The organism is Terrabacter sp. AAH1 (assembly GCF_054456855.1).
In genome coordinates, this window is record NZ_JBTJJV010000002.1 from 162,617 (window position 1) to 176,512 (window position 13,896).

At 71.0% G+C, this 13,896-nt stretch carries 7 protein-coding genes; 3 read left to right on the forward strand and 4 right to left on the reverse strand.

Translation table 11 applies throughout. The features are described from left to right. Positions 1 to 114: 114 nt before the first annotated feature. The 4 genes from ACXR8F_RS04785 to ACXR8F_RS04800 all read right to left on the reverse strand — a co-directional run bounded on the left by ACXR8F_RS04785 (position 115) and on the right by ACXR8F_RS04800 (position 5,634). Complete coding sequence (locus ACXR8F_RS04785; RefSeq protein WP_458798970.1) at positions 115 to 1,968, reverse strand: ABC transporter ATP-binding protein; 1,854 nt, start codon at positions 1,966 to 1,968, stop codon at positions 115 to 117. Further along, positions 1,965 to 2,897, reverse strand: coding sequence for an ABC transporter permease (locus ACXR8F_RS04790; protein ID WP_458798971.1), 933 nt, complete (start codon positions 2,895 to 2,897; stop codon positions 1,965 to 1,967). Before ACXR8F_RS04790 ends, ACXR8F_RS04785 begins: the two co-directional genes overlap by 4 nt. Continuing rightward, the gene (locus ACXR8F_RS04795) at positions 2,894 to 3,883 is read right to left on the reverse strand and encodes an ABC transporter permease (protein WP_458798972.1); all 990 of its coding nucleotides are present in this window, start codon (positions 3,881 to 3,883) and stop codon (positions 2,894 to 2,896) included. Before ACXR8F_RS04795 ends, ACXR8F_RS04790 begins: the two co-directional genes overlap by 4 nt. A 92-nt stretch (positions 3,884 to 3,975) precedes the next feature. Continuing rightward, positions 3,976 to 5,634 (reverse strand): ABC transporter substrate-binding protein, encoded by a 1,659-nt coding sequence (locus ACXR8F_RS04800; RefSeq protein ID WP_458798973.1) that lies wholly within the window; start codon positions 5,632 to 5,634, stop codon positions 3,976 to 3,978. 232 nt (positions 5,635 to 5,866) lie between these two features. On the opposite strand from ACXR8F_RS04800, the gene ACXR8F_RS04805 reads away from it, so the two are divergent. The 3 genes from ACXR8F_RS04805 to ACXR8F_RS04815 are packed head-to-tail and all read left to right on the forward strand — an operon-like array spanning position 5,867 to position 13,846. Beyond that, a complete protein-coding gene (locus tag ACXR8F_RS04805; RefSeq protein WP_458798974.1) occupies positions 5,867 to 9,322 on the forward strand; it encodes a GH36-type glycosyl hydrolase domain-containing protein in 3,456 nt (1,151 codons plus the stop codon). 1 nt (position 9,323) lies between these two features. Further along, positions 9,324 to 11,519, forward strand: a complete 2,196-nt coding sequence (locus tag ACXR8F_RS04810) for a glycoside hydrolase family 3 N-terminal domain-containing protein (protein WP_458798975.1) — start codon at positions 9,324 to 9,326, stop codon at positions 11,517 to 11,519. Further along, positions 11,516 to 13,846 (forward strand): beta-galactosidase, encoded by a 2,331-nt coding sequence (locus ACXR8F_RS04815; RefSeq protein ID WP_458798976.1) that lies wholly within the window; start codon positions 11,516 to 11,518, stop codon positions 13,844 to 13,846. Before ACXR8F_RS04810 ends, ACXR8F_RS04815 begins: the two co-directional genes overlap by 4 nt. Positions 13,847 to 13,896: the final 50 nt, after the last annotated feature.

Here is a 13,896-nt window from a genome sequence, read left to right on the forward strand (position 1 = left end):
CCGTATGCCGCCGGGCCGGGCCGGCGAGCGCAGGCGCCGTCACGCGGGTGGCCACGTCGCGGTGGGCCGGCGCTCCCTGCCGGTCCACCGCGACGCGCCGTCGGTGGGGGCGCCTCAGAACGGGTTGGGGATCGCATCGATGAGCTTGCGGGTGTAGGCGTCGCTCGGGTCGCGGATGACCTTGAGGGTCTGGCCCTGCTCGACGACCTTGCCGTTGTTGAGCACGATGACCTCGTCGGCGAGCATGCGCGCGCTCAGCAGGTCGTGCGTGATGTAGAGGATGCCGACGTCCTTGCTCTGCACGAGGTCGTTGAGCAGCTCGAGGATCTCGGCGCGGATCGAGACGTCGAGGCTCGAGATCGGCTCGTCGGCGACGATGATCTCCGGCTCGACGGCGAGCGCCTTGGCGATGACGACGCGCTGGCGCTGGCCGCCCGACAGCTCGTAGCCGTAGCGGTTGACGAACCGCTCGCTCGGGGTGAGCGCGACCGTCTCGAGCAGCTCCTTGACCCGCTCGCGCAAGGCGTCGCCGCGCAGCCCGTGGTAGTTCGCGAGCGGCCTGGCGAGGATGTAGCCGATGCGCTTCGCCGGGTTGATCGAGCTGTAGGGGTCCTGGAAGACCATCTGCACGTCGCTGCGGTAGTCGCGCAGCGAGCGGCCCCGGAACCCCGACACCTCCTGGTCGCCCTTCGGGCCGTGGAAGACGATGCGCCCGCTCGTCGGGCTGTCGACGCCGGTGATCATCCGCGCCAGCGTCGACTTGCCGCTGCCGCTCTGGCCGACGAGGGCCGTCACCTCGCCCTTGCGCAGCACGAAGCTCGCGTCGGTGACCGCCTCGGTGCGCTGGACCGCGAGCCCGCGACGTCGGGTGAAGACCTTCGACACGTTCTCCACGGAGAGCACGACGTCGCCGCGCAGGGCCTGGGTCGACTCCTCTGCCGTCTTGACGAACTGCGGCCCCTCGAAGGTGCGCCTGGGCTCGCCGTGCTCGCCCGACCCTCCTTCACGCTGCTGGGCCTCGGCGACGATGCAGGCGGCCCGTCCGGCGCCGAGCGGCACGATCGGTGGGTCGACCTCGGCGCACCGGGCGACCCGTTCGGGGCAGCGCGGCGCGAAGCTGCAGCCCACGATCGGCAGGCTGAGGTCCGGAGGTCGACCGGGCACGTAGGTGATCCGCACGGTCTCGGCGCGCGGGTCACCGTACGAGCCGAGCAGCCCCTTGGAGTACGGGTGGAGGGGCTGGGCCAGGAGCGCACCGGCCGGCTGCTCCTCGACGATGCGACCGGCGTACATCACGAGGATGCGGTCGGACAGGTCGAGCACGGTGCCGATGTCGTGGCTGATGAAGAGCACGGCGAAGCCCTGCTCGGCCTGCAGCCGGCGCACGTTCTCGAGGATCGAGTGCTGCACGACCACGTCGAGACCCGTCGTCGGCTCGTCGAGCAGGATGAACTTCGGCTCGAGGGCCAGGGCGAGCGCGAGGTTGACGCGCTGGCGCATGCCGCCCGACAGCTCGTGCGGGAACGCGGAGATGAACTTGTGGTCGATGATCACCATGTCGAAGAGCTGCTTGATGCGTTCGGTGACCTTGTGCCCGCGCAGGTTCGAGTGCTGTTCGATGACGTCGCGGAACTGCGCCTCGACCCGCGTGACGGGATTGAGGGCGTTCATGCTGCTCTGGAACACCGTCGAGATGTCGCGCCAGCGCAGGTCGCGCAGCTCGTCCTCCGACAGGTCCGTGATGTCGGTGCCGTCGAAGGTGATGCTGCCGCCGCTGATGCGGCCGGGCCGCTGGAGCAGCCGCAGCAGCGCCGTGCCGAGCGTCGTCTTGCCCGAGCCGGACTCGCCGATGAGTCCGACGAACTCGCCCGGCTCGATGGAGAAGCTGACGTCCTGGACGGCGTCGAGCGGCCGGTGGGCCTTCGGTTCGTAGCGGACCGAGAGGTTCTTCACGTCGAGCAGGCTCATGCGTCCTCCCTGAGGTGCGGGTTGCTCAGCAGGTCGACACCGAAGTTGATGAAGGCCATGCCGGTCATGAGGATGGCGAGGACGAGGCCGGGCACGAAGACCCACAGCCACAGTCCCTGCGTGATCGCGCCCTGGGCGTTGGCCTGGTAGAGCATCGTGCCCCACGACACGCTCTGCGAGTCACCGAGGCCGAGCACGGCGAGGCCGGCCTCGGCGCCGATCGCCCCCGTGGCCGAGCCGACGAAGGCCGCCGCGACGAGCGAGCTCATGTTGGGCATGATCTCGCGGAAGACGATGCGCATCGTGCCCTCGCCCGAGAACTTCGCCGCCGTCACGAAGTCGCGGTTGCGCAGCGTGATGATCTGCGCGCGCTTCGCCCTGGCGCCGCCCGCCCACGAGGTGATCGCGATGACGCCGACGATGAGCCAGACGCCACGCACCTCGGAGTACGCCACGAGCGTGATGATGAGCGGCAGCGTCGGGATGACGAGCGCGACGTTCGTGATGAACGAGAGGATGTCGTCGACGATGGTGCCCTCGGCGTAGCCCGAGATCATGCCGATGACGAGGGCGATCATCGTGGCGAGCAGCCCGCCGAAGAGGCCGACCAGCAACGAGATCCGTGATCCGTAGATGAGCTGTGAGGCGATGTCGCGACCGTCGGTGGTCGTGCCGAGCCAGTTCTCGCCGCTCGCGCCGGCCAGCGGCGTGAACGAGGAGTCGAGCGGGTCGTGCGGTGCGATGAGCGGCGCGAAGACGGCGACGAGCACGTAGGCGGCGACGATGACGATGCCGATGCGCGCCTTCCTGCTGCTCCACACCACCTGCCACCAGCGGTCGGGACGCTCGACGTCGGGCACCTGCTCGACGTTGGACGTCTGGGCCGGGTCACCCTCTGCCATCACGTCGTTCAGCGGTGTGGTGGTCATGACTCCGCCCTCCTCGCACGCGGGTCGAGCACTCCGTAGAGCAGGTCGGCGACGAGGTTCGCGATGAGCACCCCGACGGTCGTGAGCAGCATGAGGGTCTGCAGCAGCGGGTAGTCCTTGTTCTCGACGGCCTCGCCCATGAGCCGCCCCAGGCCCGGGTAGTCGAACGCCTGCTCGACGAGGATCGCGCCGCCGAGCACGCCGCCCAGGGCGAGCGCGAAGCCGGTCACGCTGGGCAGCAGGGCGTTTCGTGCTGCGTACTTGAGCGCGACGACCCGGTCGGGCAGGCCCTTGGCCTTTGCGAGCCGGATGTAGTCCTCGCCGAGGTTCATGATCATCGTGTTGCGCATGCCGAGGATCCAGCCGATGGGCGTCACGATGAGCAGCGCCAGCGCCGGCAGGAACGAGTGCGACACGGCCTCTTGGATGAACGCGAAGTTGAAGCCGGGAGTGGACTCCTCGTAGCCGCCCGACGTCGGGAACCAGCCGAGCGTGTAGCCGAACACGTAGAGCAGCAGCAGGGCGATCCAGAACGGCTGGAGCGTGCCGAGGAAGGTCGATCCCAGGGTCACGACGGAGTCGAAGCGCGAGTTGCGACGCCACGCGGCATACGCCCCGAGCACGATTCCGACCGCGAACGACAGCACCTGGGTGACCGTCACGAGGACGACCGTCCACCAGAAGGCCTGCCCGATCACCTCGGTCACCTTGAAGGGGTAGTAGCTGTAGGACAGGCCGAAGTTGCCGCGGACCAGCTCGCCGAGGTACGTCGCGTACTGCTGGAGCAGCGACCCGTCGGGCGCCCCGAGCATGGCGCGCATCGCGCGCACCTGCGCCGGGTCGAGCGCGGCGTCCTTGCCCGCCAGCTTCTTGACGATGATCTCGGCCGGGTCGCCCGGCTGGAGACGGGGGATGAGGAAGTTCAGGGTCACCACGGCCCAGAGGGTCGCGACGAAGAAGCCGAACTTCCGTGCGAAGTACTTCATGCCAACCTCACCTTCGTGTCACGCCGCGCCCCGTCGGGGTGGCCTCACGCGGGTTCACGCGAGCCCACCCCGACGGGTGTGCGGGGTCCGGATCAGTTGGGCGCGCTGAGCCGCGTCATGACGAGGAGCCGGTCGTCCGACGGGTTGGCGTACGGGTTCTCCTCGCTCGGCCAGCCGACCGCCTTGTCGGTGCGGTAGATGATGCGCGCCGGGGCGTAGATGAGCGGGGTCACCGGGAACTTCGTCATCATCGTCTCGACGAGCTCACCGAGGTACTTCTTCTGGTTGGCCTCGTCCGTCGACTCCGACAGGTTCTTGACCGACTCGTCGACGGCCGGGTCGCTGAAGCGGCCGACGTTCGGCAGCACCTCCGCGGGCTTGGGGAACTGCTTGCTCGAGAGCTTGGCGCCGATGTTCTTCGCCAGCTCGCACCCGCCGTGCAGGTACTCGAGCATGAGCTGGAAGTCGCCGCTCTTCTTCTGCCCGTCCACCGAGTCGGGTGCGGACGCGGTGACCTTGGTGTTGACGCCCGCGGCGTTCATGCCCTGGGCGACGACGTCGGCAATGGCCTGGTAGTCGATGAACCCGGCCTGGACCGAGAAGTTCACGGCGAGCGGCGAGCCGTCGGGGTTGGTGCGCTTGCCGTCGGGGCCCTTCTTGTAGCCCGCCGCGTCGAGCAGCTGGTTCGCCTTCGCGACGTCGAACGGGATGACGGTGTCCTTGCCGGCGTACTTCTCCGGGAGGAGGTTGTCCATCGACGGCAGCTTGAGGCCGGTCTGGCTCGACGGCTTCATGATGCCGTAGGTCGCCTTCGTCGACATGGCCTGCTTGTCCATCGCGTAGCTGATGGCCTCGCGGAACTTCTCGTCGTTGAACGGCGCCTTCTGGTCGTTGCCCGTCAGCACGGTCGAGCCGTTCGGGGCGTAGTAGAAGTGGTTGTTCTTCGGGTCGGCGTCGACGAACGTCTTCTGCGGGTTGGGGATCTCGCCCCAGTACGCGTCGAGCTGGCCCGAGCGCAGCTTGAGCGCCGCCTGCGAGGCGTCGTAGGTGCCCTCGAGGACGAGCTTCTGAACCTTGATCTTGTCGGCCTGCCAGTAGTCCGGGCGGCGCTCGAGCACGAGGCGTCGGCCGTTGTAGCTGCCGACCTTGAACGGGCCGGTGAAGACCGGGCTCTTGTCGACGTACTTCGACGGGTCGCCGACGGTCCCGTAGTAGTGCTCGGGGAGGATCTTGGTGGAGATGATGCCGTCGTACTTCGGGGCGGCGTTGCCGGTGAACTCGAAGACGACCTTGTTGCCCTCGGCGGTCACCGACTTCGCGGGTGCGCCGAAGGTGTCGTTCCAGACGCCGGCCTTGTCGATGGCCGGGTACTGCTTGCCGAGGTTGAACGTGAAGGCGACGTCCTTGGCGGTGAAGGGCTTGCCGTCGCTCCACTTGACGCCGTCACGGATGTCGAGGGTGAGCTTCGTGGCGCCCTCCCACGTCGACTTCGTCGCGAGCCAGGGCGTCTCCTCGCACGTGAGGTTGTTGCGCACGATGAGCGGCTCGTAGAGCCAGTTCGAGGTGAGCGGCTTGGGCGAGTTGGGGTTGTAGTTGACCAGGCCGCCGACGGTCGCGTCCGCGTCGGACGGGAAGGTCAGCTGGGCGATCATGCCGCCGCCACCGCTGCTGGCCGCGCCCTCGCTCTCCTTCTGCTTCGCGCTGCCGGCGCACCCGGTCAGGGCCAGGGCAGCGGCGGTCAGACCGGTCACCATCAGTGTGGGTTTCGTGCGAGTCAGCGTCATTGCAGAGCTCCGTCAGTCGTTCGTCATGGGTTCGTGAGGGGCGGATTTCCGTCAGGTTAGGGGCGCTCTGATCACTGCTGTCAACGCTCTGGAGGCATGTAACTACTTTCATGGGGTTCGTCGTGCGTGGTCTGACTTTCATTTGTTTTCAAGGGGATTCAGCCTGTCCTCCAAAGAAGGCCGCTGGTAGGAATGAATGGTGCTTGACGACAACGCTGTCCTGACCAGCCCCCGGGTCCACACCGTGACGGGACCTGCGGGCCTCTTCGCCGAGATCCTCGACAACGGTGCCCTGCGCCGGCTCGAGGCCTTCGGCACGAGCCTGCTGCGGCACCCGGCCACCGTCGCCGAGGCGGGTCTCGCCAACGTGCACCTGCGGGTGCACCGTCCGGACGGCATCGCCCAGAAGCCCCTCCTGGGCCCCGGCAGCGGCTCCGTCGTCACGCCCACGGACGACGGCGTCGTCGTCACCGGGCGGCACGAGGGCCTGCGCTACCGGCTCGTCTTCCGGCTCGGCACCGACGCGACGGCGCCGGCCACGTGGCACTGGCAGGTCGAGTTGACGAACACGACCGGCGAGCCGGTCACGGCCGACGTCGTGCTCACCCACGACCCTGCTCTCGCACCCCTGGGCAACGTGCGCATCAACGAGTACTACGTCAGCCAGTACCTCGACATCACGCCGGTCGCCACCGCGGGTCACGGCACCGCCGTCGCGGTGCGGCAGAACATGCCGGGCGAGCGCGTGCCGTGGCTGATGGTCGGCACGACGGGCACCGGCACCGGCTGGGCGACCGACGCCCTCCAGCTCGTCACGCGCACCGAGCGCGGTGTCGTCTGGTCCGGTCTCGACGCGGCAGACCTGCCGAGCACCCGCCTGCAGCACGAGCACTCGCTCATCGCGCTGCAGGACGCCCCCGCCACGATCGCACCGGCCGACTCGCACCACACCGGCTTCTGGGGCGTCGCCCTCGACGACCACCCCGAGGCGACCTCCGACGACGATGCGCGCTGGGCCGAGATCGCGGTCGCGGCCACCCAGACCCCGTGGGCGCCGGCGGGCGACGGCGCCCACGGCCGGGACGGCGACGGCGCCTCGGTCCCGGCCACGCTCTGGTCGACGAGCCCATCCTTCGCGTCCCAGCCTCTGAGTCGTGAGCAGCTCCACGCCGCAGGCCTGCTCACGGATCGACAGCACGTCGAGACCGCCGACGACGGCACCGAGCTCGCCTGGACCGTGCGCGGTGGCCAGCTCGTCCTACCCGCCAAGGAGCTCGCCGTGCTCCGCCCGCACGGCCACCTGCTCCGCACCGGCGACGCCTTCACCCCTGACTCGCGATCGCTCGCCTCGACGGTCTGGATGTCCGGCACCTTCCACTCCCAGGTGACGCGTGGGCACGTCGGTCGCAACGCCGTCGTGACGGGCCGCCGCACCTACCTCGGCCTCCAGCGCGCGCACGGCATACGACTCTTCGTGGAGGACGCCGAGGGCGCCTGGTCGCTCCTCGAGACCCCGAGCGCGTGGTTCACCGGGCTCGACCACTGCACGTGGTGGTACGCCGCCACGTCGGGCCCGCTCGTCACCGTGACCTCGAGCGCACCGACCCACCAGCACGCCCTCACGCTCACGGTGGGGCAGGACGGCGCGGCACCGCGCCGCGTGCTCCTGGCCGTGCAGGTCGCCGACGACCTGTCGGACGCCCCGGCGGTCGACGTGTCGAGCGAGCACCTCGACGTCACGACGGCCGGCGACCCCCGTCCGTGGCGGGTGTCGTGGACCGGCGCCGGCGACGCCGAGATCGGTGACGCCCGCCTGCAGTCCGACGGCGAGGCTCGTGGCCGGGGCTGGGTCACCGTGCTCTTCGACCCCGCCCCCCACGTGCAGGTCACGGTCGAGTCTGCCCCCGAGGCCGGTGAGGCGCCCGAGGGCGAGATCACCCCCGCGGGCGAGCAGCTCGGGCAAGCGTTCTGGGACCGCGCCGGCCACGCCGTCTCGCTCGACGGCACCGGCCTCGGCGACGACGACACCCGGGCCGCGCACCTGTCAGCGGCGCTGCCCTGGTTCACCCACAACGCCTTCGTCCACTACCTCTCGCCCCGAGGGCTCGAGCAGTTCTCGGGCGGCGCCTGGGGCACGCGCGACGTGTGCCAGGGTCCGGTCGGCCTGCTGACCGCCCTCGGTCGCCAGGAGTCGGTGCGCGACGTGCTGCTGCGGGTCTTCCGCGCGCAGAACGCCCGCGGCGACTGGCCGCAGGCCTTCGAGTTCCTGCCGCCGCTGCCCGAGTCGGGCCAGCAGGACTCGCACGGCGACGTCGTCTTCTGGCCCGTCCTCGCGGCCGGCGACTACCTGCGCACCACGGGCGACGCCTCCCTGCTCGACGAGCCCGTCGCGTTCGTCGGCGACGACGCGCTCGAGCCGGCCGCTCCGGTGGCGGAGCACCTGCGACGTGCGGTCGCGCGCATCGCGGAGTGCACCGTCCCCGGGAGCCCGCTGCCGGCATACGGGCACGGCGACTGGAACGACTCGCTCCAGCCCGCCGACCCGCACCTCGCGGCGAACCTCGTGTCGACGTGGACCGCCGTGCTCCAGACCCAGGCGCTGCGCACCCTCGCCGAGGGCCTTCACGCTGTCGGCGCGACCGGCGGTTCGGTGGCCCTCGCGGCCGACGCGGACGAGCTCGCCGAGCGCACCCACGACGCCCTGCTCAACCAGCTCGCCTCCGACCCGGTGCTCCCCGGCTACCTGCTGCACCACGACGACGGGCGGCTCGAGCCGCTCGTGCACCCCACCGACGAGCGCACCGGCCTGCGCTACGGCGTGCTGCCGTGGATCCACGCCATCGGCGCCGACCTGCTCACGCCCGAACAGGCCCGCCACCACCTCGACCTCATCGAGGAGCACCTGCTCGGCCCCGACGGCGCGCGCCTCTTCGACCGCCCGGTCAGCTACGTCGGCGGCCCGATGACGGTGTTCCAGCGCGCTGAGGCGAGCACCTTCTGGGGCCGCGAGATCGGCCTCATGTACATGCACGCGCACCTGCGCTACGCCGAGGCCCTGGCCCGCGTCGGTGACGGCGACGCGCTGCTCACGGCGCTGGCCAAGGCGAGCCCGGTCGGCCTGGAGTCGCTCGTCCCGCAGGCTCGCCCGCGCCAGACGACCTGCTACTACTCCTCCTCCGACGGTGCGTTCACCGACCGCTACGACGCCTCGGAGCGGTATGCCGCCCTCATGGCCGGCGACGTGCCCCTCGAGGGCGGCTGGCGCGTCTACTCGTCGGGCCCCGGGCTCGTGCTGCGGCTCGTCACCGAGGTGCTGCTCGGCATCCGGCAGCGCGGCGACGACGTCGAGATCGACCCGGTGCTGCCGCCCGGTGGTGACGACGGCAGGCGAGAGCTCGCCGCACACCTGCCCGTCGCCGGGCGCGATCTTGCGGTCCGCTACGTGCTCGGGCCCGAGGGGCACGGCGTGCGGCGTGTCACCGTCGGAGGCCGTGAGCTCGACCTGCGCCCGCTCAGCAACCCGTACCGCCGCGCCGGGGTGGCCGTCCGGCTCGCCGACCTGCTCGGCGAGCCCACCGAGATGCCCACCGAGACGCCCACCGACACCCGCACCCACCAGCCGACCACTCTCGAGATCTCCGTGGAGACCCACTGACATGACCGACCGCACCGCCACGCCGCGCCCCCAGGAGCGGCCGTGGCTCGATCCCACGCTGCCCGTCGAGGAGCGCGTCGACCTGCTCATGGCGCAGATGACGCTCGCCGAGAAGGTCGGTCAGACCCACCAGGTCGCCAACATCCACCCCGACGACGACGCCGCCGAGATCGCGGCGGGCCGGATCAGCTCGAGCCTCTACGCGTCGGGCGCCACCGCCGGCAACGAGCGCGACGAGGGCGTGCTCGTCGGCAACATCGACGCCGCCCAGCGCCACGCCGTCGAGGGCAGCCGCCTCGGCATCCCGCTGCTCTTCGGCCGCGACGTCATCCACGGTCACCGCACCGTGGCACCGATCCCGCTCGGCATCGCCGCGTCCTTCGACCCCGACACGGCCGAGCAGATCGGCGAGATCGCGGCCCGCGAGGCCGCCGTCGACGGTGTCGCGTGGACCTTCACGCCGATGGTCGACCTCTCGGAGGAGCCGCGGTGGGGCCGGGTCGCCGAGTCTCTCGGGGAGACACCGGTCCTCTCGGGCCGACTGGCCGCCTCGATCGTCCGCGGCTTCCAGGGCGACGACCCGAGCAGCGCCGACCGGATCGCCGCGTGCGCCAAGCACTTCGCCGGCTACGGCCTCGCTGCCGGCGGCCGTGACTACGACACGGTCAGCGTCGGCGAGAACACCCTGCGCAACCTGCACCTGCGCCCGTTCAAGGCTGCCGTCGACGCCGGCGTCCTCACCGTCATGGCCGCCTTCAACGACGTCGACGGCATCCCGATGCACGCCCACGAGCACCTGGTCCGCGGCGTGCTCAAGGACGAGTGGGGCTTCGACGGCGTCGTCGTCGCCGACTGGAACGGCATCGGCCAGATCGTCTTCCAGGGTGTCGCGGCCGACAAGCGGGAGGCCGCGGCCCTCGCGATCCACGCGGGCGTCGACCTCGACATGGTGAGCGGCGCCTACCTCGAGCACCTCGAGGAGCTCGTCGAGTCCGGCGAGGTCGACCTCGCGCTCGTCGACGACGCGGTGCGCCGCGTGCTGCGGCTCAAGTTCCGCCTCGGGCTCTTCGAGCGCCCGTATGCCGCCCGGCCCGGTGCGTCGAACGCGCCCACGCCCGAGACCCGGGCCATCGCCCGCCGCGCAGCGCAGGCCGCGCACGTGCTCGTCAAGAACGACGGCGTCCTGCCACTCGGCGACGGGGCCGGGAAGGTGCTGCTCTCGGGGCCGTTCGTCGACGACGGCGACGCGCTGCTCGGCACGTGGGTCCTCGACGGCCGCGGCGAGGAGGTCGTCACGCCCGAGGCCGCCCTCCGCGAGCGCCTCGGCGACCGGGTCACCGTGGCCGACGGCCGCTTCCCCGACGTCACCCTGATGCAGGCGCGGGCCGCCGACACGTCGGTGCTGCTCCTCGGCGAGCACCGGTCCCGTTCCGGCGAGGCCCAGTCCGTCGTCGACATCGGCCTGCCGCCCGGCCAGCTCGAGCTCGTCCGCGCGGTCGCCGCGTTCGGCAAGCCGCTCGTCGCCGTCGTCTACACCGGCCGGCCGCTCGACCTCACCGAGCTGCTCGACCTCGCCGACGCGGTGCTCGTCGTGTGGCACCCCGGCACCGAGGCGGGGTCGGCCCTCGTCGACGTGCTGCTCGGCGACGTCGAGCCGCACGGCCGCCTGCCGATGACCTTCCCGCTCTCGACGGGCCACATCCCGACGAGCACGCACCAGCGGCCGACGGGGCGGCTCATCCGCGCCGACGTCGACCACCGGGAGGGCCGCTACATCGACGCCCTCACCTACCCGCGGCTGCCCTTCGGCTTCGGCCTGTCCTACACGAGCGTCGACTACGGCATGCCCGCCCTCTCGTCGTCGACGATGACGGCCGACAGCTCCGTGACCCTCGCCGTCACCGTGACCAACACGGGCGAGCGGCCCTGCCGCGAGGTCGTCCAGCTCTACTTCCGCGACCCCGTCGCCCAGGTGACGCGCCCGCTCGTCGAGCTGACCGACTGGGCGCTCGTCGACCTCGAGCCCGGCCAGGCACGCGAGGTCACCTTCGACGTGCAGGCCTCGCGATTCGCCTACGCAGGCCGCGACCTCACGACGCGCGTCGACGAGGGCGAGATCGTCCTGCTCACCGGGCCCGACGCGGCCCGCCTCCAGCCCGTCTCCGTCACCATCACCTCCCCGAAGGCCTCCTCATGATCGAGACCGTCCAGCGCCAGATCCGCATCGACGGCGAGCCCGTCGTCGTCATGGCGGGGGAGGTGCACTACTTCCGCGTCGCCCGTGCCGAGTGGGGCCAGCGCCTCGACCTGCTCGTCGAGGCCGGCTGCGACACCGTCGCGTCCTACATCCCCTGGATCTTCCACGAGCTGCCCGACGGCACGATCGACGTCACGGGCGAGACGCGACCCGGGCGCGACATCGGCGCGTTCATCGACCTCGCGGCCGAGAAGGGCCTGCGCTTCATCGCGCGACCGGGGCCGTTCATCATGGCCGAGCTGAAGAACGAGGGCATCCCGTTCCGCATCTACCGCGACCACCCGGAGGTCGTCCCGGTCGGGTGGGACGGCACCCCGGTGACCTCGCGCACGATCGACTACCTGGCCCCCGCGTTCCTCGGCGAGAGCGGGCGCTGGTTCGACGCGATCATGCCGGTGCTGGCGCCGCGCCTGCAGCCCGCCGGCGGCCCGATCATCGGCGTGCAGCTCGACAACGAGGTGGGCATGCTCGCCTGGGTGACGAACTCGCCCGACCTCACCGACGGGCTCGTCGAGGCGTTCGGCGAGTTCGTGCGCGAGCGGCACGGCGACACGCTCCCGTATGCCGTCGCGCCGGGTGACGACGGCTGGGCGCACGCCGTGCGCTCCCCCAAGGAGGAGTGGGCCGGGGCGCTGCGCCTCGACCTGGGCCTGTTCATGCGGCGGCGGTTCGGCGACTACGTCGCGACGCTGCGGCGGATGTGCGAGGAGCGCGGCGTCGGCGGGGTGCCGTTCTTCGTCAACATCCACGGCACGGAGGGTGGCAACGGCGCACCGTTCCCGATCGGCATCAGCCAGCTCGTCGACACCTACTCCGGCATCCCGGGCATGGTGTCGGGGTCGGACCACTACCTCGGCGAGGCCACCCTCAACACGATGACCGACCTCTACGTCATCAACGCCTACATGGCGGCCGTGCACGACGGGGACCAGCCGCTGACCTCCCTCGAGTTCGAGGCCGGCTCGGGCGACTACGGCGCGGGCGCGGAGATGCAGTACGACCCGTCGACGGCCGACCTCAAGACACGCCTCTGCCTCGCCCAGGGCAACCGGCTCGTCAACTACTACCTCTTCGCCGGCGGCATCAACCCGCCGCTCGACGAGCAGGTCGACGACGGCAACGACCGCATCTCCTTTACCGGTGAGCGGCACGGCACGGCAGCGCCCGTCGGCCCCGAAGGCCAGCGCGGCTACGCGTACGAGGCGACGGCGCGCACCGTGCGGGCCGTCAAGGCGAACGAGCCGTGGCTGGCGCGGATGGACGAGGACCACGACGACGTGTCGCTGGGACTCGTGCTCGACGCGTACATGACCGAGTACCACCACCCGGGCTCGGAGACGATGACCGAGGTCGTCGACGACCTCACGTCCCACCGGGGCGCGGGTGAACGCAAGGCTCTCGCCCGCTCGCTCCTGCTCGGTGGGTTCCGTTACGGCGCAGTGCATCTCGAGCGGAGGGACCCCGTACTCGGATCGACGGTGCTCGTCGGGACCGGCCGCCACCTCTCGCGGGTCGTGCAGGAGCGCCTGGTCGGGCACCTCTCGTCCGGCGGCAACGTCGTGCTGCTCGGCAAGGTGCCCGACCGCGACCTCGACGGCACGCCGTGCACCCTCCTCGCCGAGGCGCTCGGCATCACGCCCGGCGAGGTCGTTCGCGACACCGGCCACTACTACCCGTCGCTCGTCGCGCACGGCTGGGCCGAGCCGTGGCCCGAGATGCGCGCCGGGTGGGTGCAGCACCTCACGCACGAGCGTGGCGACGTCGTGCTGACCGACGTCTACGGCGCGGTCTGCGGGGTCGACGTGCCGCTCGGCGAGGGCCGGGCGATCGTGCTCGCCGCGCAGGTGCCGTCGGACGACGTGCTCTTCGACCGGGCCCTCTCGAGCCTCGGCGTCAGCCCGGGCCTGCGGCTCGAGACGCAGTGGCCCGGCGTGTTCGCGACGACGACGAGCACCGACGACGGGCAGCGTGCCCTGCACGTCATCAACACCTCGGGCGCACCGGCTACGGTGACGGTCGCCCTGGACAGCACCCCGATCTCCGCCGGGTCGACGCTGCTCGTGCCGGCCCGCTCGGGTCACATCCTGCCGCTCGGGCTCGAGGTGGCCGGCCGCCGGCTCGACTGGGCCTCGGCCGAGATCGCCGGCGTCGACCCCGACGGCACGATCCACTTCCGTCCGGGCCTCGACGAAGACGGCGGCACCACAGTTGTCGTGAGCGGCGCTCACATGGGGTTGCCGGGAGGCGAGCACCTACTCCGCCCGTAGAGACACGACGAGACGGTCGGGCCTCGTGCTCCAGGCAGAGGTCGCTGGTC

What these genes read in the sequence shown, in the direction of transcription:
- ACXR8F_RS04785 (WP_458798970.1), bottom strand. Translation starts at nt 1,968, where the DNA reads ATGAGCCTGCTCGACGTGAAGAACCTCTCGGTCCGCTACGAACCGAAG.
- ACXR8F_RS04790 (WP_458798971.1), bottom strand. Translation starts at nt 2,897, where the DNA reads ATGACCACCACACCGCTGAACGACGTGATGGCAGAGGGTGACCCGGCC.
- ACXR8F_RS04795 (WP_458798972.1), bottom strand. Translation starts at nt 3,883, where the DNA reads ATGAAGTACTTCGCACGGAAGTTCGGCTTCTTCGTCGCGACCCTCTGG.
- ACXR8F_RS04810 (WP_458798975.1), top strand. Translation starts at nt 9,324, where the DNA reads ATGACCGACCGCACCGCCACGCCGCGCCCCCAGGAGCGGCCGTGGCTC.
- ACXR8F_RS04815 (WP_458798976.1), top strand. Translation starts at nt 11,516, where the DNA reads ATGATCGAGACCGTCCAGCGCCAGATCCGCATCGACGGCGAGCCCGTC.